This is a genomic window from Marinobacter sp. G11 (assembly GCF_021282325.1).
GTDB lineage: Bacteria > Pseudomonadota > Gammaproteobacteria > Pseudomonadales > Oleiphilaceae > Marinobacter > Marinobacter vinifirmus.
In genome coordinates this window covers 242,942-260,913 of the sequence record NZ_JAJSPB010000002.1, presented here as the reverse complement: position 1 = coordinate 260,913, position 17,972 = coordinate 242,942, and the positions used below count along the sequence as shown (strand labels likewise).

Annotated in this window: 17 protein-coding genes; 10 read left to right on the top strand and 7 right to left on the bottom strand. The window is 59.1% G+C overall.

Features of this window, described 5'->3' with window-relative positions; translation table 11 throughout:
* From LWH94_RS02570 to LWH94_RS02560, 3 genes are all read right to left on the bottom strand, one after another.
* Positions 1–656 (bottom strand): DMT family transporter (locus tag LWH94_RS02570; RefSeq protein WP_232901142.1); only part of this gene is annotated, 656 nt, incomplete at its 3' end.
* Positions 657–757: 101 nt separating this feature from the next.
* On the bottom strand, positions 758–1,360 hold the full coding sequence (locus LWH94_RS02565) for a YceI family protein (protein ID WP_232901141.1): 603 nt from the start codon (positions 1,358–1,360) through the stop codon (positions 758–760).
* Positions 1,341–2,084 (bottom strand): CDP-alcohol phosphatidyltransferase family protein, encoded by a 744-nt coding sequence (locus tag LWH94_RS02560; RefSeq protein ID WP_232901140.1) that lies wholly within the window; start codon positions 2,082–2,084, stop codon positions 1,341–1,343. Before LWH94_RS02560 ends, LWH94_RS02565 begins: the two co-directional genes overlap by 20 nt.
* 111 nt (positions 2,085–2,195) lie before the next feature.
* On the opposite strand from LWH94_RS02560, the gene LWH94_RS02555 reads away from it, so the two are divergent.
* Genes LWH94_RS02555 through LWH94_RS02540 form a run of 4 tightly spaced genes read left to right on the top strand, consistent with a single transcriptional unit; the run spans position 2,196 to position 6,425 of the window.
* Positions 2,196–3,176 (top strand): zinc-dependent alcohol dehydrogenase, encoded by a 981-nt coding sequence (locus tag LWH94_RS02555; RefSeq protein WP_232901139.1) that lies wholly within the window; start codon positions 2,196–2,198, stop codon positions 3,174–3,176.
* A 12-nt stretch (positions 3,177–3,188) separates the two neighbouring features.
* Positions 3,189–3,587 carry a 6-pyruvoyl trahydropterin synthase family protein gene (locus tag LWH94_RS02550; protein ID WP_022989063.1) on the top strand — a complete coding sequence of 133 codons (399 nt, stop codon included), beginning with the start codon at positions 3,189–3,191 and terminating at the stop codon, positions 3,585–3,587.
* The gene (locus tag LWH94_RS02545) at positions 3,574–5,493 is read left to right on the top strand and encodes a glycosyltransferase (protein ID WP_232901138.1); all 1,920 of its coding nucleotides are present in this window, start codon (positions 3,574–3,576) and stop codon (positions 5,491–5,493) included. The genes LWH94_RS02550 and LWH94_RS02545 overlap by 14 nt, the downstream gene beginning before the upstream one ends.
* Complete coding sequence (locus tag LWH94_RS02540; RefSeq protein WP_232901137.1) at positions 5,478–6,425, top strand: lysylphosphatidylglycerol synthase transmembrane domain-containing protein; 948 nt, start codon at positions 5,478–5,480, stop codon at positions 6,423–6,425. The genes LWH94_RS02545 and LWH94_RS02540 overlap by 16 nt, the downstream gene beginning before the upstream one ends.
* Here the strand turns inward: LWH94_RS02540 and LWH94_RS02535 are convergent, their stop codons facing one another.
* Positions 6,426–7,298 (bottom strand): RibD family protein, encoded by an 873-nt coding sequence (locus LWH94_RS02535; RefSeq protein WP_232901136.1) that lies wholly within the window; start codon positions 7,296–7,298, stop codon positions 6,426–6,428.
* 119 nt (positions 7,299–7,417) lie between these two features.
* Between LWH94_RS02535 and LWH94_RS02530 the strand changes: the two genes are divergently transcribed.
* A complete protein-coding gene (locus tag LWH94_RS02530) occupies positions 7,418–7,834 on the top strand; it encodes a helix-turn-helix domain-containing protein (RefSeq protein ID WP_232901135.1) in 417 nt (138 codons plus the stop codon).
* An 18-nt stretch (positions 7,835–7,852) separates the two neighbouring features.
* On the opposite strand, the gene galU is transcribed toward LWH94_RS02530, so the two are convergent.
* On the bottom strand, positions 7,853–8,689 hold the full coding sequence (gene galU, locus LWH94_RS02525; protein ID WP_058340761.1) for a UTP--glucose-1-phosphate uridylyltransferase GalU: 837 nt from the start codon (positions 8,687–8,689) through the stop codon (positions 7,853–7,855).
* Between the two features lie 231 nt (positions 8,690–8,920).
* On the opposite strand from galU, the gene LWH94_RS02520 reads away from it, so the two are divergent.
* From LWH94_RS02520 to prpF, 5 genes are all read left to right on the top strand, one after another.
* Complete coding sequence (locus LWH94_RS02520; protein ID WP_232901134.1) at positions 8,921–9,601, top strand: GntR family transcriptional regulator; 681 nt, start codon at positions 8,921–8,923, stop codon at positions 9,599–9,601.
* 17 nt (positions 9,602–9,618) lie between these two features.
* Complete coding sequence (gene prpB / locus LWH94_RS02515; protein WP_232901133.1) at positions 9,619–10,506, top strand: methylisocitrate lyase; 888 nt, start codon at positions 9,619–9,621, stop codon at positions 10,504–10,506.
* Between the two features lie 178 nt (positions 10,507–10,684).
* On the top strand, positions 10,685–11,818 hold the full coding sequence (gene prpC / locus LWH94_RS02510) for a bifunctional 2-methylcitrate synthase/citrate synthase (protein WP_232901132.1): 1,134 nt from the start codon (positions 10,685–10,687) through the stop codon (positions 11,816–11,818).
* Positions 11,819–12,058: 240 nt separating this feature from the next.
* On the top strand, positions 12,059–14,683 hold the full coding sequence (acnD, locus tag LWH94_RS02505; RefSeq protein ID WP_232901131.1) for a Fe/S-dependent 2-methylisocitrate dehydratase AcnD: 2,625 nt from the start codon (positions 12,059–12,061) through the stop codon (positions 14,681–14,683).
* Positions 14,680–15,858 carry a 2-methylaconitate cis-trans isomerase PrpF gene (prpF, locus tag LWH94_RS02500; protein WP_232901130.1) on the top strand — a complete coding sequence of 393 codons (1,179 nt, stop codon included), beginning with the start codon at positions 14,680–14,682 and terminating at the stop codon, positions 15,856–15,858. The genes acnD and prpF overlap by 4 nt, the downstream gene beginning before the upstream one ends.
* A gap of 317 nt (positions 15,859–16,175) precedes the next feature.
* On the opposite strand, the gene LWH94_RS02495 is transcribed toward prpF, so the two are convergent.
* On the bottom strand, positions 16,176–17,123 hold the full coding sequence (locus tag LWH94_RS02495; RefSeq protein WP_232901129.1) for an SDR family oxidoreductase: 948 nt from the start codon (positions 17,121–17,123) through the stop codon (positions 16,176–16,178).
* On the bottom strand, positions 17,123–17,938 hold the full coding sequence (locus tag LWH94_RS02490; RefSeq protein ID WP_232901128.1) for a lysophospholipid acyltransferase family protein: 816 nt from the start codon (positions 17,936–17,938) through the stop codon (positions 17,123–17,125). The genes LWH94_RS02495 and LWH94_RS02490 overlap by 1 nt, the downstream gene beginning before the upstream one ends.
* Positions 17,939–17,972 lie beyond the last annotated feature (34 nt).

Below are 17,972 nucleotides of genomic sequence, written 5' to 3'. Positions count from 1 at the left end.
GTCAGGGTGGGCGCCCAGGGCTCGCTGATGGCGGATTCAGCCAGGGTAACCAATCCCACGGTCAGCAACGCCATGGCCGTTAGCGGTAATGCCGGTACCTTTTGTTTCTGGATGGTTTCGCCGCGCTTGTTGACCACGGTGCGCTGGTTGGCGGCCCGGGTATTCAGGGTGAAATACAACGCGAAGATGAACGCTGCGGCCACGAAATAGAGTTGTCCGGGGTCTGGCCGGAAGCCGTTTTCCAGGGAAAGCAATGCCAGGCCGGAGACGGCGATGGGGATGGCCAGCCAGGTGCTGATGGGTTGTGGTTCGCCAAATACCAGTCGCGCCAGTACCGGCACAATCACCACACCCAGGCTGGTCAGAAAGGCACCTTCGCCCATGCTCTCGGCGTGGAACAGGCCCATAATCCAGCAAGTCATCGCGATGCCGAACACGGCGCCCACGCCAACGGCGCGGCCAAGCTGGTCTGCGCTCAGGCGCAGGAGTGACGGCAGGGCGATCAGGGCCAGCACACTGCCTGCTATCAGAAACCGGGCTGCCATGAACATTAACGGTGGCATCATCAGCACCGCTTCTTTGGAGAACATCCAGCCGAATGCTGCGAACAGAGTAACGACAACAAGCAGCAGATCGGATTTGTGGGCGTCAGACATGATCGAACCAGGCCAGCTGAATGGGAAAGGTTGATCAATCTATCGTTAGGGTACTAAAAAATAAAGCAGCGAAAACCGAGGGGTAGCAATTCGCACAATGATCAGAACCAGCCGCCCTCTTTAATAGCTTCAAAACCGAACCGCAGCGTTACTTCATCGCCTACCATGCCGTTGTCGACGCCGTAGGTCATGCCCCAGTGGCTACGTTTGATGACAGTTTCTGCGCTGATACCCAGCGTGTACTCCTCATGGCCGAAGGGGTACTCGGCCGCTTTGTTCAGGGTGACGTCTATATCCACGGGGCGGGTCTGGCCCAGGAGGGTGAGGTCGCCGGTTACGGTGCCGGTGTTGTCTCCGGTTTTTTCAAAGCCGGTGACCACAAAGGTGATATCGGGATGAGCTCCGGCGTTCAGGAAGTCCTTGTTACGCACGTGGTCATCACGTTTTTCGTGGTTGGTGAACACGCTGGCGGTTTTGAATATCAGTTTGCCTGAGCTGAGCTCTCCGGTTTCCTCGTCGTATTCAAACTCTCCTTCAACGTCCCGGAACATGCCCATAACCGGGGCATAGCCCACGTGCATGATTTCGAAACTCATGGAGAAATGCTCTTCATCCACCACAAATTTAGCGGGCTCCGCTTGCAGGGCCAGCGGCAGGAGCAGAAGGGCAGAGGCGGTGATTGCTTTAAGGTTTGGCAGAGTCATGGTTGTGTCTCCGTTGATAAAGCCAGCGCACGTCCACAAAAAACGACCAGGCAAGCAGTACAAGCGCAAGCCCGAGGGTGAGGCTGGCAAAAGCCGGTGGAATGATGGGAATAACAGCGACCATCAGGGTGACCACCTGCCAGACACAAACCGTTTTGCGGCGAAAACTGTCTGGCAGGTTGGCGTTGAGCCAAGCAAAGCCAAGGCTGGCGGCGATAAAGGCATAACGCATGAGGCCGAGGGCTAACACCCAGGTGCCGGCTTTATCGAGTGCCAGTACGGCAAGGCAAAGCCCGAGGATAAACAGCGCGTCGAGCTCCATATCAAAACGGGCACCGAATTCGCTGTGGCTGCCAGTGGCGCGGGCGACTTTGCCATCCACGCCATCCAGAATCAGGGCTGCCAGGCTGAGCAGTGCATAGGTCCAGAGTGCCGGGGCCGGCTGCCCGCCGAGATAGGGTGCCCAGGCGATCAGTGCCAGTACAATAACCGAACGGGCGAGGGTGGCCCGATTGGCCCAACCAAAAGGCTTTCGCCCCGGCCAGTAACGAAGAATCAGAGCGCCCTGGACTGCATAGAGCACAGCACTGAGAGCAAGAAAGCCGGCGGGCAGGCTGAATGCCAGTTGCAGGGCTAATGCCAACACAAAAAGTGTGAAGCCCCCAACAACGAGGTCTTTCGCTGTGGTGGATGTGGGCGTGGTTGTGGTGCTGATGGAATCCATACACCGTTGCGTCCGTATAGCCTGTAAGTGGCGTGAGCAAGGCCCCGTTTTGTAACTATAGTTTGGGGATACTGTTTTTGCGTACGCAGCCAATCAGAAAATGGACTCTTCATGCAACTAAATAAGAACGAAGCCTTCTGGATAACCGGGTTTCAGGCATCGGAACTCCGGCCGGCTCCGGAGCCGGAGCGCTCTCAACCAGGCTCCGGGCAGGTGGTGGTTCAGGCCCTTTATTCGGCGATCAGCCGGGGGACGGAATCTCTGGTGTACAACCAGAGGGTGCCGGTCACCGAGCACCAGCGTATGCGGGCGCCGTTTCAGGAAGGGGATTTTCCCGGGCCGGTGAAGTATGGCTACGCCAGTGTTGGCGAGGTGCTGAACGGGCCAGCCGATTTGCAAGGCCAACGGGTGTTCTGCCTTTACCCGCACCAGCGGCGTTATTCTGTGCCGGCCGAGGCCGTTATTCCGCTGCCTGCTGCAGTGCCGCCGGCCAGGGCGATACTGGCCGCCAATATGGAAACCGCAGTCAACGGCGTTTGGGATGCCCAGCCGGCGGTCGGGGATCGCGTTGCCGTGGTTGGCCTGGGTGTGGTGGGGCTGCTGGCAGCATGGCTGGTTAGCCGGATTCCCGGTGTGGAACTGCTGGCCATCGACCCGAACGGGCAACGGCAGGCAGTGGCCGAACGGCTGGGCTTTGCTTTCTCCACTGAACCGGATATTGCCGATTGTGACCTTGTGATCCACGCGTCCGGCCAACCCGCGGGGTTGGCGACGGCATTGGCCCTGGCCGGGGCTGAGGCACGGGTAATTGAACTCAGCTGGTATGGAGACCAGCCCGTTCAGGTACCCTTGGGGCAGGCCTTCCATCCCGGGCGCCTAACGCTGAAATCCAGCCAGGTTGGCCATCTGCCGGCGGAACGGCGCCCGCGCTGGGATCATCGCAGGCGGCTGGCGCTGGCCCTCGAGTTATTGGCTGCCCCGGAGCTGGATGTTCTGATCAGCGGTGAGTCGCGTTTTGAAGCACTTCCACAGGTGGCGGCCGATATACTCAGGCCCGGTGCCGATGCACTTTGCCATCGTATTGTTTACTAAAAGGAAATCCAGATGTTCAGTTTGACCGTTCGCGATCACATGATGATCGCCCACAGCTTTAACGGAGATATTTTCGGCCCGGCCCAGGGGCTGCACGGTGCCACCTATGTGGTAGACGTCACCTTCGAGCGCCATGTGCTCGACAGCAATGACCTGATTGTCGACATTGGCCAGGCTTCAGAACTGCTCAAAGAAGTGCTTTCTGAATTTAACATGAAGAACCTGGACGACTTGCCCGAACTTGCCGGACGCAACACCACCACCGAGTTCATGGCCAAGGTGGTGTTTGATCGCATGGCTGCAGCCATCCATGCCGGCCGGTTGGGCGAAGACGGTAAGGGTGTGGTCAGCCTGAAAGTAACCCTGGGCGAATCCCATATTGCCTGGGCCAGCTACCATGCCGGTATCTGAACTCTGGTTTGTGGTGCCCGGAGACCCTCAACAGAACACCGGGGGCTACCGGTATGTACGCAAACTTGCTGAGGCCCTGGCAGACACAGGGTTGAAGGTTCATCTTGATGGGCTGGAGGGCGAGTTCCCCCGGCCGGATGGCGCAGCCATCAATGCCATGGACCGCTATTTGAAAGCGTTGCCAGAGGGCGCATCCGTTGTTCTGGACGGCTTGGCGATGGGTGGAATGCCCGAGGTGCTGGAGCGCCACCGGAAGCGTTTGAAGCTGATGGCGCTGGTACATCACCCATTGGCAGACGAAAGCGGGCTGTCAGCCGCCGAACAAGCCTGGCTTAAGGATGCCGAAACCCGGGCTCTCGCCTGTGTTTGCAAGGTGTTCACCACCAGCTATTACACGGCCCGCAGGCTGGCTCATTATGGGGTGCCGGTCGCCTCGGTTACTGCAGCTTTGCCTGCCGTTGATGACGAATTCTTTGCTCTGTCGACATGCTCAGAGCCAGCCCGAGATCCATCAGATACTGTGCAGATCCTGTGTGTGGGGCATTTGTCCCTTCGCAAGGCCCAACACCAGTTGGTGCAGGCGCTGGCTGAGCAGGCAACGGATGCCTGGCTCTGTACCCTGCTTGGCAGCGATCAGAGAGATTCGATGTATTCGGCGGAGGTGAAGGCACAGGTACATGAGTCGGGGCTGGCCGGTCGTATTCGACTGACCGGTGAGGTCTCTGAAACCGGGCTGTGGAATGCCTATCAGCAGGCTGACCTGTTTGTGCTGCCCTCGGAGTATGAAGGTTATGGCATGGTGGTGGATGAGGCCCTGGCCTGCGGCCTGCCAGTGCTCAGCTCCGATGGTGGCGCACTGAGGGAAACCGGTGCCCGTTCGGGTGTGCAGCTGTATCCGGCGGGTGACATTGCTGCACTTGGGCAGGCTCTGGCGAGGTTGCTTGAGAACCCCGACGAACTGGCGCGCCTGAGAGCCGGAGCCCGTGAAAGCCGGGCCAGGATACGGCGCTGGCGAGACACCGCCGGGGACTTCGTGGCTGGCCTCGATAGCGAACAAACTGCAGATCCTGCTCGCTTTGATGATCTCTGGCTGCGGGCCAGGGAGCCGTCGGATCATCGGGCAAGAAACCCGAAACTCACAGACCAGCTGGCGGCCTGGCTACAGGTTCGTCAGCATCGTTACCAGCGTACCCGGGACACCGTCAGGCCCCTGCAACTGGTGGATGTTGGTACTGGCCGGGGGTCGAACCCAGTGTACCTTGCGCCCCGCCTGCCCGGGCCGCAGAACTGGACCCTTATCGAGCCCGACGGCAGCCTGGCCGGCACCGCGGCGGAGCGGGTTCAGGGTACCGGCGTATCGGTAAGCTTAAGGACAGAAAGCCTGTCGGCAGGCAATATGCAGGATGAGCTGCCGGCAGATGCTGACCTGGTCTGTGCTTCGGCATTGATTGACCTGGTCAGTGACGAATGGTTGCAGGCTTTGGTACGTGCCGTGGTTGCCCGCAATGCGGCTGTTCATGTTGTGCTCAGCTACAGTGGGCGCTTTGAGCTTTCACCTGAACACCCGTCAGACGACCGGCTCCGGGCGCTGGTCAACCAGCATCAACATGGCGAGAAGGGCACCGGTGCCGCACTTGGGCCAGATGCCACCCGCCGGCTGCGGGCCTTGCTGGTGACCAGTGGCTACCAGGTGTCTGTAGCGCCCAGCCCCTGGCAGCTGGATTCGGGCGAGCAGGACCTGGCGCTTTTGTTAATGACGGGCTGGGCCCGGGCAGCGACCGAACAACAGCCTTCGGCAGGGGCAGAAATCAACCGCTGGCTCCATGCCCGAAAACAGCAACTCGCTGCCGGCGAGCTGCGAATTTCCGTCGAACACGAGGACTTGCTGGCATGGCCACCCGCCTGATCCTTCGATGGCTGGTTACGGTAGCCTTGCTCGGGCTGGTGTTGTCGCTATTGGATACCGGGGCGTTGCGAGCGTCCCTGGCCAGACTTTCTGTTCCCTTCATCTCCCTGATGCTGGCGGTATCGGTGGCACAGGTGGCGTTGTCCGCCTGGCGTTGGTGGTTCACCGCCCGCCGGCTCGGGGTTTCCCTGAGCTATCCGGTGGCAATCCGTGAATACTATCTCGCCGGCTTCCTGAACCAGGTTTTGCCGGGCGGCGTTATGGGGGATGTGAACCGTGCCTGGCGGCACGCCCGCGTCCCGGTGGGTGAGCCGCTATCTGGCAACGCCACAAGGGCTATCGTCCATGCTGTGATGCTGGAGCGCTTGTCTGGCCAGTTGGTGCTGTTGCCGGTGGCAGTGCTGGCGACGACGGCGCTGTGGCTGGGAGGCCGGTTTGAACTTCAGGCTGCTTACGCTGGAACGTCACTTAGCGCTGGGGCCGGCATGGTGGCTCTGGTGCTGGCTGGTGTGGGTGCTTCCCTGATGTTTCGCCGGAAAAATGGAAGCAGGCTAGGGAGTTATTTGCGAAACCTGGGTGCAGATCTTCGGAAGGCTTTCTATGGCTGGCGCAATGCCTGCTTGCAGTGCCTGACCTCCCTGCTGGTGCTGGGTACTTACCTGTCGGTCTTCCTGCTTCTGGCGGCGGATATGGATGTCTTAGGGGCGGGCGTGTCCCCCTCGATGTTGGCCGGGCTCTGTGTGCTGCTGTTGCTGGCGATGGCGGTGCCTGTCACCATTTCCGGTTGGGGTGTTCGCGAGGGCGCAGCCGCTTTGCTCTGGCCGCTGGCCGGCCTGCCTGCGGAGCAGGGTGTGGCCCTGAGTGTCGGCTATGGCGCTATGGTGTTTCTGGCCAGCCTGCCTGGTGCCCTGGTACTGGTTTCCGGGCGCTGATCAGCTACGGTCCGGGTAGAAAGACAGGTCAAACAACATATCGCTCCCCAGGTTAACCAACTGCGCTTCCGGCCGCAGGGCCTCATCAAGCTGGTCAATCTCTGGCAGGGAAAAGGCCGGGCGGCCACTGCCGATAATCATCGGCGCCACCATCACATGCAACCGGTCCAGAAGGCCGGCCCGCAGAAACGACGACACGGTCACGCCGCCGCCTTCGATAAAAATCTTGCGCAAGCCAAAGTCCTGTAACACCTCGAGAATATGCTTGGGGTCGACCGGTTGCGTGTCGCTGCTGCTGCCCAGGCAGGGCACCCGGGTGGCGGCACCGGGCTCTATGCGCTGCTGGCCCGGCTGATAGTGCCCGGCAACCAGGTGCAGGGTGGGGGCCGCTTTGTCGGTAAACAGGTGATGGCTTGCCGGTACCCGTTCGTGGCGGTCGATAACCACCCGTACCGGGTTCCGGCCGGGTGCACGGCGAACGGTCAGCCGGGGGTTGTCTGTGCTTGCGGTACCTGCGCCCACTACAACCGCGTCACACAGGGCGCGAATTCGGTGCAGGTGGGTAATGCCGTCATCGCCATTGATAAATCGGGAACAGCCGGTCACGGTGGCGATGCGGCCATCCAGGCTCTGGCCTAACTGGCCAATCACCCGGATGCTGTTGGCGTCTTCCAGCGGCCGGCACAGGGGCATAAATAGAGAAAAGAGACTGTGCACCTGTTCGCTGGCGGGTTGTACCAGCTCCCAGCCTTTGCCGTTGATTTTCAGGGCGGGCTGATCAGACCCCGGCGCCGGCAAGGTGATGTTGCTGCGGTTGGCGGCATCGAGAATCAGCTGCCATGCTATGTCGGTGTCCAGTGCGTTCCTGACCATGGGCTACCTGCGTGTATGTTTGTTGTGATTTCAGTATAGGAACATTGTGTACAAAGCTGTAGGTACGCTACATTTTCAAATTGATTCACTTTTTCTCAAATTTTCAGGGGCATTGAGACATGCGCTACCTGCAATCGTTCAACAGGCGCCTGCGGCATGTAAGGGAGCAGGGGCAGCTGTCTTTGGCCGATGTTGCTGAAATCTGCGGTGTAGACGAGGCACGGGTGCGCAGCTGGGAGGCGGAAGATGCCCGCCAGCGGGGCTTTCCCGGGGTTACCGAATTGCTGGATCTGTGTCTCAGGACCGAGACGCCCCTTGAACAGCTGCTCGATATGGAAGAGGCCGGAGACGGTGACCAGCTGGAGCTGCCAGGCCTGGCCTTCAGTAACAGTGATGATCTTTCGGTAGCGCTGCAGGAGCTGGAGCAGGAAATCAGCCGGGTTCAGCTGACAGACGGCGAGGCGGAACTGCTGCGCCGGTTCCGCAAGACAACAGACGATAACCGGCGCATGGTTCTGCAGTTGCTGGGGCGCTAGGCGCCCCGGATTCCGCTTTTAGTTCTCTTTCTTGTAGATGTTCTCGTAAACGTAGTTGGTGGCCTCTACAAAGCCATCAATGCTGCCGCAGTCAAAACGCTGGCCCTTGAACTGGTACGCCAGCACACAGCCATTCTTCGCCTGCTCCAGCAGGGCATCGGTAATCTGGACTTCGCCGTTCTTGCCCGGAGGCGTGCGCTCCAGGATGTCGAAAATGTCCGGAGTCAGGATGTAACGGCCAATGATCGCCAGGTTACTGGGCGCATCTTCCGGGGCCGGCTTTTCCACCATGTCGGTAATGCGGTACAGGCCGTCTTTCATGGACTCACCGGCAATCACGCCGTATTTGTGAGTCTCGTCCTGCGGTACTTCTTCGATCGCCACGATGGAGCAGCGGAACTGGTTATACAGTTTCACCATCTGGGTCAGCACGCCCTCGCCATCTTCCGGGCCCACGCAAAAGTCATCCGCGAGCACCACGGCAAACGGGTTGTCGCCCACCAGGTTGCGGCCGGTGAGGATGGCGTGGCCCAACCCCTTCATCTCGTTCTGGCGGGTGAAGGCAAAGGTGTTGTTGTCGATCAGGTCCCGGATCGAGGTGAGCAGGCCTTCTTTGCCGGAGCCGGCAATCTGGTGCTCCAGCTCGTAGCTGATATCGAAATGGTCTTCGATCGCACGCTTGCCCCGGCCGGTTACAAATCCGAATTCATGGATTCCGGCATCAGCGGCTTCTTCTACGCCGTACTGCACCAGCGGTTTGTTAACAACCGGCAGGATTTCCTTGGGCATGGCCTTGGTGGCCGGAAGAAAGCGGGTGCCGTAGCCGGCAACGGGGAACAGGCACTTCCTGATCATGTGGGCGTCCTTAGTATTGATCCGGTGATACACAGAAAATGATTCACAAGTCCGAGAGTTTACCGGACTTGTCAGGCAAGGGGGAGGGCGCGTGGGCGTTCCGGTAACCCTGTGTAATAAAGGTAGCTGTCATTGTTAGCAAATAGTCTAACCAGAAAATCTGTATTGTTGACAATCCGGGGTTTGGTGCGTAAATTCCAGAACAATTCAACAGATATTGTTAACAAACCTATGAGCCAGCCTGCGATTCAATCGTTAACCCGCGCCGATGAGGCTTTTGATTGTCTGCAAACTGCTATCGTTACCGGAGACCTTGCGCCCGGTGAGAAGATCGGTGAGGTAGAGCTGTGTTCGCGCTTTAACCTGACCCGCGGCCCACTGCGTGAAGCGCTGGGCCGGCTGGAGTCTCGTGGGCTGCTGGTTCGCCGGCCCCATGCCGGGGTTAAGGTGGTGTCTGTCAGCGCTGATGAGCTGATTGAACTCTACCGGATTCGCGAAGTGATGGAAGGGCTGGCGGCGCGCCAGGCTGCCGAGCGGATGACTGATGAGGAAATCCGTGACCTGAGAGCGACCCTGGACAGTCATGAAAAGATGATAGAAGAAGCTCAGGGGCAAGCTTATTACCAGGCTGAAGGTGACTACGATTTCCACCACCGGATTGCCACCGGCAGCCGCAATGCCAAGCTGGCCCAGATGCTGCTGGGCGACCTTTATTACATGGTGCGCATGTACCGTTACCGGTTAAGCACCTCCGCCGGGCGCCCGCACATGGCGCTGGGTGAACACCGCCGTATCGTCGAAGCCATTGCCCAGCGCGATGGGGAACTCGCCGAATTCCTGATGAAAAGACACATCAACGCCGCCCGCAAGAATATTGAGAAAAAGATTCAAGAAGGCGTTCTAACTATCTGAACAAAGAGGTAAATGACATGGCTAACAAACTCTCCCCTGGTGCCCGTTTTCGCAAGGCCCTGAAAGAAAACCAGCCGCTGCAAATTGTTGGTACTATCAATGCCTACGCCGCCATGATGGCAGAGCGGGTAGGTCACCAGGCCATTTACCTTTCCGGTGGTGGTGTGGCTAACGCCTCCTACGGCCTGCCGGACCTGGGCATGACCACCATGAACGATGTGGTGGAAGATGTGCGCCGCATTACGGCCGCCACAGACGTACCGCTGCTGGTGGATATCGACACCGGTTGGGGCGGAGCCTTCAACATCGGCCGTACCATCCGTGAAATGGAACGCGCCGGTGCTGCTGCGGTTCATATCGAAGACCAGGTTGCCCAGAAACGCTGTGGCCACCGCCCGAACAAGGAAATCGTTTCCAAAGAGGAAATGGTCGACCGCATCAAGGCTGCGGCCGATGCCCGGGAAGACAAAGATTTCTTCATCATGGCCCGTACCGATGCCTTCCAGAAAGAAGGTCTGGAAGCTGCTATCGACCGCGCCAAGGCCTGCATTGAAGCCGGTGCAGACGGCATCTTCGCCGAAGCGGTACACGAGCTGAGCGACTACAAAGCGTTCGCCGAAGCCATCGATGCGCCGATCCTGGCCAACATCACCGAGTTCGGTGCCACGCCTCTGTACAACCGTTCTGAGCTGGCCGAGGCCGGTGCCGCCATGGTTCTGTACCCGCTGAGCGCCTTCCGCGCCATGAACAAGGCCGCGCTGACGGTGTACCAGAACATCCTCGAGAAGGGCGACCAGAAAGACGTGGTAGACCTGATGCAGACCCGCATGGAGCTGTACGACTTCCTGAACTACCACGATTTCGAGCAGAAGCTGGACCAGCTGTTTGCCCAGAAGAAAGACTGATAACCAGGGGAATGTTGGAGTAAGGGGACTGGGAGTAAGTGGAGTAAGGGGGTCTGACCCCGTTCGGGGTCAGACCCCTGTCGAACTCGGGGTCAGGCCCCCTGTCAGACCCCTGTAGAACTCCGGACATCGCTTGATTTAATTAAAACGAACAAAACAGAAACTACGGGAGACCAACATGGCTGAAGCAAAGAAACTAGGTGGAGCAGGCCTGCGCGGCCAGGTGGCTGGCGAAACCGCCCTGTGTACCGTTGGCAAAACCGGTACCGGCCTGACCTACCGCGGCTATGACATCACCGACCTGGCTGACAACGCCCAGTTCGAAGAAGTGGCCTACCTGCTGCTGCGTGGCAAGCTGCCGAACCAGGCCGAGCTGGATGCCTACAAAGGCAAGCTCAAGAGCCTGCGCACCCTGCCGGATGCCCTGAAACTGGTGCTGGAGCAGATCCCCAAAGACGCCCACCCGATGGACGTCATGCGAACCGGTTGCTCCATGCTGGGTAACCTGGAAACCGAGCAGGACTTCAGCGAGCAGGACGACAAGATCGACCGTATGCTGGCGGTGTTCCCGGCCATCATCACCTACTGGTACCGCTTCGCCCACGAAGGCGTGCGTATCGACACCGCCAACACCGAAAGTGATTCCATCGGCGGCCTGTTCCTGGAGCTGCTGCACGGCAAGAAGCCGAGCGAGCTGCACGAGCAGGTGATGAACGTTTCCCTGATTCTGTACGCCGAGCACGAATTCAACGCATCTACCTTCACCGCGCGCGTTTGTGCCTCCACGCTGTCTGACATCCACAGCTGCGTAACCGGCGCCATCGGTTCCCTGCGTGGCCCGCTGCACGGCGGTGCTAACGAAGCGGCCATGGAGCTGATCCAGAAGTTCCAGACTCCCGAAGAAGCCGAAGCCGGCCTGATGGGTATGCTGGAGCGCAAAGAGAAAATCATGGGCTTCGGACACGCCATCTACAGCGAATCCGACCCGCGTAACGCCATTATCAAGAAGTGGTCAGAGAAGCTGGCCAAGGAATTGGACGACACCGTGCTGTACCCGGTTTCCGTTCGCTGCGAAGAAGTTATGTGGCGCGAGAAGAAGCTGTTCTGTAACGCCGACTTCTTCCACGCATCTGCCTATCACTTCATGGGCATCCCGACCGAGCTGTTCACCCCGATCTTCGTAATGTCCCGGGTTTCCGGCTGGACTGCCCACGTAAAAGAGCAACGCGCCAACAACCGCATCATCCGCCCGAGTGCCGAATATACCGGCCCAGAGCACCAGGATTGGCTGCCGATTGGTGAGCGTTCTTAAGGCGTATTTTTTTAGCCACGGAATCCACGGAAGGACACCGAAAAAAGAAGAATGATTTGCCACGAAATCCACTAAAGAACACGAACAAAGATGACTGATGGAAAAACCAAAATTTCTTTATCTTTAATTTCGTGCTCTTTAGTGGATTTCGTGGCAAAAAAAATCTTTAAGTCTTTTATTTTTCCGTGTTTTTCCGTGTTTTTCCGTGGATTCCGTGGCCAACAAAGAGGTTTTTAACCCATGAACACCGAATTCAGAAAAGCCCTTCCAGGCACCGACCTGGAATACTACGACACCCGCCAGGCGGTAGAGGCCATTCAGCCGGGCTCCTATGCCAAGCTGCCGTACACCTCCAAGATCCTGGCCGAGCAGCTGGTGCGTCGTTGTGACAAGGAATCCCTGACCGATTCCCTGAAGCAGCTGATCGAGCGCCGCCGTGACCTGGACTTTCCCTGGTACCCGGCCCGTGTGGTGTGCCACGACATCCTGGGTCAGACTGCCCTGGTAGACCTGGCGGGCCTGCGTGATGCCATTGCGGAGAAGGGCGGTGATCCGTCTAAAGTTAACCCGGTGGTGCCCACCCAGCTGATCGTGGATCACTCCCTGGCGGTGGAAGCACCGGGCTTTGATCCGGACGCGTTCGAAAAGAACCGTGCCATCGAAGACCGCCGTAACGAAGACCGTTTCCACTTCATCAACTGGACTCGCACTGCGTTCCGTAACGTGGATGTGATTCCGGCCGGTAACGGCATCATGCACCAGATCAACCTGGAGAAAATGTCTCCGGTGATCCAGAACCGCCCGGACGAAGACGGCCATCCGATCGCTTTCCCGGACACCTGCGTAGGTACCGACAGCCACACCCCGCACATTGACGCCCTGGGTGTTATTGCTGTGGGCGTAGGTGGTCTGGAAGCAGAAACCGTTATGCTGGGCCAGCCTTCCATGATGCGCCTTCCGGATATCGTAGGTGTGAAGCTGACTGGCAAGCGCCAGCCGGGCATCACTGCCACCGATATCGTTCTGGCCATTACCGAGTTCCTGCGTAAGGAACGCGTGGTTGGTGCCTACCTGGAATTCTTCGGCGAAGGCGCTTCCAGCCTGACCATCGGCGACCGTGCCACCATTTCCAACATGACTCCGGAATACGGTGCCACCGCCGCGATGTTCTACATCGACGAGCAGACCATTGACTACCTGAAGCTGACCGGCCGTGAGCCTGAGCAGGTAGACCTGGTTGAGAAGTACGCTAAAGAAACCGGCCTGTGGGCGACTGAAATGACCGAAGCCCAGTACGAGCGTGTGCTGGAATTTGATCTGTCCACCGTTGTGCGCAACGTGGCTGGCCCGTCCAACCCGCACCGCCGTGTGGCGACTTCCGACCTGCACGATCGCGGCATTGCCGTGAACCTGGACAAGGCCCTGGAAGAAGAGAAAAAGGGCCTGATGCCCGATGGCGCGGTGATTATCGCGGCGATTACTTCCTGCACCAACACCTCCAACCCCCGCAACGTGGTGGCTGCCGGCTTGCTCGCCAAGAAAGCCAACGAGCTCGGACTGGTACGCAAGCCCTGGGTGAAGTCCTCCTTCGCACCGGGTTCCAAGGTTGCCCGCCTGTACCTGGAAGAAGCCGGTCTGCTGCCGGAAATGGAAAAACTGGGCTTCGGTATCGTGGCCTACGCCTGCACCACCTGTAACGGGATGTCTGGCGCGCTGGATCCTAAAATCCAGCAGGAAATCATCGACCGCGACCTGTACTCCACTGCGGTGTTGTCTGGTAACCGCAACTTCGACGGCCGGATTCACCCCTACGCCAAGCAGGCGTTCCTGGCGTCTCCGCCACTGGTTGTGGCCTACGCCATCGCCGGTACTGTGCGTTTCGATATCGAACAGGACGCCCTGGGCTACGACAAGGATGGCAAGCCGGTCACCCTGAAAGACCTGTGGCCGTCTGATGAAGAAATTGACCGCATTGTTGGCGAATTCGTTAAGCCGGAGCAGTTCAAGCAGGTGTACATCCCGATGTTCAACCTGGATGAAGCCGAGCAGGCCAAGAGCCCGCTGTACGAATGGCGCCCGCAGTCTACCTACATTCGCCGCCCGCCGTACTGGGAAGGCACCATGGCGGCCGAGCGCCAGCTCAAGGGCATGCGCCCGCTGGCGATCCTGCCGGATAACATCACCACTGACCACCTGTCGCCGTCCAACGCCATCATGATGGACTCGGCTGCCGGTGAATACCTGCACAAGATGGGCCTGCCGGAGGAAGACTTTAACTCCTACGCCACCCACCGTGGTGATCACCTGACCGCCCAGCGTGCCACCCTGGCCAACCCGAAACTGTTCAACGAAATGGTTCGGGACGAAAACGGCGAAGTGGTGCAGGGCTCCCTGGCCCGTGTTGAGCCGGAAGGCAAGACCATGCGCATGTGGGAAGCCATCGAAACCTACATGGAACGCAAGCAGCCGCTGATCATCATCGCCGGCGCCGATTATGGTCAGGGTTCTTCCCGTGACTGGGCCGCCAAGGGTGTAGCCCTGGCGGGTGTGGAAGCCATCGTTGCCGAAGGCTTCGAGCGCATTCACCGTACCAACCTGATCGGCATGGGTGTTATGCCCCTGCAGTTTGAGGAAGGCACCACACGCAACACGCTGCAGCTGGACGGTACCGAAACCTACGACGTAGAAGGTGCCGCAGCCCCGGGTGCGAAGCTGGAACTGGTCATCCACCGCAAGACCGGTGAAGAAGACCGGGTACCGGTAATCTGCCGACTGGATACCGCGGAAGAAGTCACCGTGTACACCGCCGGCGGCGTACTGCAGCGCTTCGCCCAGAACTTCCTGGCTTCTGAGGGGGCGGCATGAGCTTCCCCCCACAGATAAAGGTTCCCGCCACCTACATGCGTGGCGGTACCAGTAAAGGCGCGTTTTTCCGGCTACAAGACCTGCCGGAAGCCTGCCAGGTGCCCGGCGAAGCTCGCGATAAGCTGCTGCTTCGGGTGATCGGCAGTCCCGATCCCTACGAGAAGCAGATCGACGGCCTGGGTAACGCCACCTCCAGCACCAGCAAAACGGTGATCCTGGCCGCACCGACGCAGCCGGACCACGACGTGGACTACCTGTTTGGCCAGGTGGCCATCGACAAGCCGTTTGTTGACTGGAGCGGTAACTGCGGCAACCTCACCGCAGCTGTTGGCGCCTTCGCCATTAACAGCGGGTTTGTTGCCAAAGAGCGGATTCCTGAAAACGGTATCTGCACCGTGCGTATCTGGCAGGCCAACATCCAGAAAACCATCGTGGCCCATGTACCCATCACCAATGGTGAAGTGCAGGAGACCGGTGATTTCGAACTGGATGGCGTGACCTTCCCGGCCGCGGAAGTGAAGATCGAATTCATGGACCCGGCCGATGGTGAAGGTTCCATGTTCCCCACCGGCAACCTGGTGGATGACCTGGACGTGCCGGGTATCGGAACCCTGAAAGCGACCATGATCAACGCCGGAATACCGACCATCTTCCTGAATGCGGAAGACATCGGTTACAAAGGCACGGAGCTGCAGAATGACATCAACAGCGACCCGAAAGCGCTGGCTATGTTCGAGACCATCCGTGCCCATGGCGCAGTTAAAATGGGCTTGATCAAGGATGTTGCCGAGGCGGCTAACCGTCAACACACGCCGAAGGTGGCGTTTGTGGCCAAACCGGCGGATTACGTTTCTTCCAGCGGCAAGCAGATCAATGCGGCCGACATCGACGTGCTGGTTCGCGCCTTGTCTATGGGCAAGCTTCACCACGCCATGATGGGTACCGCAGCCGTCGCTATCGCAACGGCTTCCGCGATTCCCGGAACACTGGTGAACCTGGCCGCCGGCGGCGGTGACCGTACCGAAGTGACGTTCGGCCACCCCTCCGGAACTCTGGGTGTGGGAGCTGAAGCGAAAGAAGTGAACGGCGAATGGACTGCCACCAAGGCCATCATGAGCCGCAGTGCGCGGGTTATCATGGAAGGCTGGGTGAGGGTGCCCGGCGGTACCTTCTGATGTGCTATAGCCCGGGCCTGATCAGGCCCGGGTTCTTCGACGACTATCGATCGCTTCAAGGGCCTTGAGCCCCTCGAGGTGGAAAAACAGTTTCACCCTTTGGGCCAACTGCGGAATTGATGTTATGGCCTGTCACAGTTCCGGCTGGCCGAGCAGGATGACCCACATGGACGGCCCGCCCATACTCTCCATGCCGGTGAGCATGCGGATATCTTCCAGGTTTTCACGGGTCAGGTTCTAGTATTTTGTACAGAGTATCCCTGTTCACCGCTTTCGCCACGGGATTCCGGAAAAAGGGCGCCCGTTAACCGTAAAGGTTACACCGGGCGCTTGTTGTTGCGATAGTAGCGGAAGATTTCTTTCAGCGGCCGCTTGGGCTTGAAGCCGAACTCCCTGGCAAAGGCTCGCCCGTCAATCACCACCGGGTACTTGAAGAAAGCCAGCAGGTAGTGTGGGAAGCTTTTCAGGTTCAACAGTCGGGCAATGGTTTTCGGCACAATGGGCGGCACAGACAGAATCGGAATACGCTTGCAGCCGCACATCTTCAGGGCTTGCTGGTAGGCTACCCAATCGTGGGGCGCCACGTTGAATACGCCTTTGACCGGCTTTTGCCAGGCCAGCACGATGGCATCGGCCATGTCGTCAATATGGATGAACTGCATCATCGGCGAAAAACCTGCCAGCACCGGCGCCCGTTCGCTGGAGAGCAGGGCGCTCATGGTGTTGCGTACACCCGGGCCGACGATGTTGCAGGGCCGCAGAATGGTGATGTTCAGCTCCGGATACCGCCACAGGTAGATGTTGGCCAGGTTTTCCAGCTCCACGGAATCCACCAGGTCTGCGCTCAGCCCGGCACTTTTCAGGGGGGCTGCCTCGTCAATCAGCGCCGGGTTGTAGGCCATGGCGCCATACACGTGGAAGGTGGAGAGGATAATCACCCGTTTGATGCCGTATTTGTGGGAGAGGTCCAGGAGCCTCTGGGTGCCCAGTACGTTGGCATTGTAGCGGCGCATCCGGGTCAGCTCGCTGGTCATCAGCCGGCCCAGGTGGATAACGCCGTCAAACCGGTATTGCCGGAACAGGTCCTCGAAGCCGCGTTTGTTCAGGTCGATGCAGTAGCTGGGAATGTCATCGCCCAAGTATACCTGCTGCCGGAAGTCCACCGCGACAATGTCGCAGTTATCGCTCAGGCGGTTAATGACTTGCTGGGTGAGGGCGCCGGCTGCACCGGTCACCAGGATTCTGGGCTTGCGTTGCTCAGACATCAGAACAGCCCCTCCCGCTCGCTCAGGCCTTTGTCGATCAGTTTGCGGATTTCTGCCTTGACCGCTTCAACGCGCTCGGTCACCTGTTCTTCCGGAATCTCGCTGTTGTCGAAGTACATGGGTTCGCCAAAGTTCAGGCGCACTTTCACCGGGAAGATTACCGGTAGCGCCACCGGTACGTAGGGCACACCCAGCGCCTTGGCCAGGGGTTTGATGTTGGCAATCGCAGGAATGGTTTCTTCGCAGCCGACAACGCCCACCGGCACAATCGGGGTGTTGTATTTCATCGCCAGGTGCATGAATCCATTGCCAAAACGTTGGAGCTGGTAGCGATCCCGGTAGAGTTTGCCGGAGCCCCGAACCCCTTCAGGAAACACGATGACGGCTTCATCGTTCTCCAGCATCTTGGCGCAGTTGATGGGATCGCCCAGCACAGCGCCCACATCGTTGAGCAGGTTGCCCAGCCATGGGACGGTCGGGAAGAAACGCTCGATCATGGCTCTGGGGATGCGAGGCCGGTCCGGGCGGGAAGCCAGCGCATAGCCGATCAGCAGGCCGTCCAGCGGCAGCTGGCCGGAATGGTTGGCGATCAGCAATACCGGGCCTTCCGCTGGAACCTTCTCCACGCCGGAGGCCTCTACCCGAAAGTATTTCTCGTAGATTTGCCGGGTGAGGGTGAAGCCATACTTAACGGCATCGTTGTTGAATCCCCAGGGGTCGTAGCCAAGGCTGCCGATGGGTTTACGAATTCGGTTCAACTGTTCTTCCAGCTCCGCCGGAACCAGTCGGGATTTCAGATAAGATGCCAGGCCCATGCCCGCTCCCTGTGTTGACGATTACTTCAGGCCG

What these genes read in the sequence shown, in the direction of transcription:
- prpC (WP_232901132.1), top strand. Translation starts at nt 10,685, where the DNA reads ATGGCTGAAGCAAAGAAACTAGGTGGAGCAGGCCTGCGCGGCCAGGTG.
- LWH94_RS02530 (WP_232901135.1), top strand. Translation starts at nt 7,418, where the DNA reads ATGCGCTACCTGCAATCGTTCAACAGGCGCCTGCGGCATGTAAGGGAG.
- galU (WP_058340761.1), bottom strand. Translation starts at nt 8,689, where the DNA reads ATGATCAGGAAGTGCCTGTTCCCCGTTGCCGGCTACGGCACCCGCTTT.
- LWH94_RS02490 (WP_232901128.1), bottom strand. Translation starts at nt 17,938, where the DNA reads ATGGGCCTGGCATCTTATCTGAAATCCCGACTGGTTCCGGCGGAGCTG.
- LWH94_RS02520 (WP_232901134.1), top strand. Translation starts at nt 8,921, where the DNA reads ATGAGCCAGCCTGCGATTCAATCGTTAACCCGCGCCGATGAGGCTTTT.
- prpF (WP_232901130.1), top strand. Translation starts at nt 14,680, where the DNA reads ATGAGCTTCCCCCCACAGATAAAGGTTCCCGCCACCTACATGCGTGGC.
- LWH94_RS02495 (WP_232901129.1), bottom strand. Translation starts at nt 17,123, where the DNA reads ATGTCTGAGCAACGCAAGCCCAGAATCCTGGTGACCGGTGCAGCCGGC.
- LWH94_RS02550 (WP_022989063.1), top strand. Translation starts at nt 3,189, where the DNA reads ATGTTCAGTTTGACCGTTCGCGATCACATGATGATCGCCCACAGCTTT.
- LWH94_RS02545 (WP_232901138.1), top strand. Translation starts at nt 3,574, where the DNA reads ATGCCGGTATCTGAACTCTGGTTTGTGGTGCCCGGAGACCCTCAACAG.
- acnD (WP_232901131.1), top strand. Translation starts at nt 12,059, where the DNA reads ATGAACACCGAATTCAGAAAAGCCCTTCCAGGCACCGACCTGGAATAC.
- prpB (WP_232901133.1), top strand. Translation starts at nt 9,619, where the DNA reads ATGGCTAACAAACTCTCCCCTGGTGCCCGTTTTCGCAAGGCCCTGAAA.
- LWH94_RS02565 (WP_232901141.1), bottom strand. Translation starts at nt 1,360, where the DNA reads ATGACTCTGCCAAACCTTAAAGCAATCACCGCCTCTGCCCTTCTGCTC.
- LWH94_RS02540 (WP_232901137.1), top strand. Translation starts at nt 5,478, where the DNA reads ATGGCCACCCGCCTGATCCTTCGATGGCTGGTTACGGTAGCCTTGCTC.
- LWH94_RS02560 (WP_232901140.1), bottom strand. Translation starts at nt 2,084, where the DNA reads ATGGATTCCATCAGCACCACAACCACGCCCACATCCACCACAGCGAAA.
- LWH94_RS02555 (WP_232901139.1), top strand. Translation starts at nt 2,196, where the DNA reads ATGCAACTAAATAAGAACGAAGCCTTCTGGATAACCGGGTTTCAGGCA.
- LWH94_RS02535 (WP_232901136.1), bottom strand. Translation starts at nt 7,298, where the DNA reads ATGGTCAGGAACGCACTGGACACCGACATAGCATGGCAGCTGATTCTC.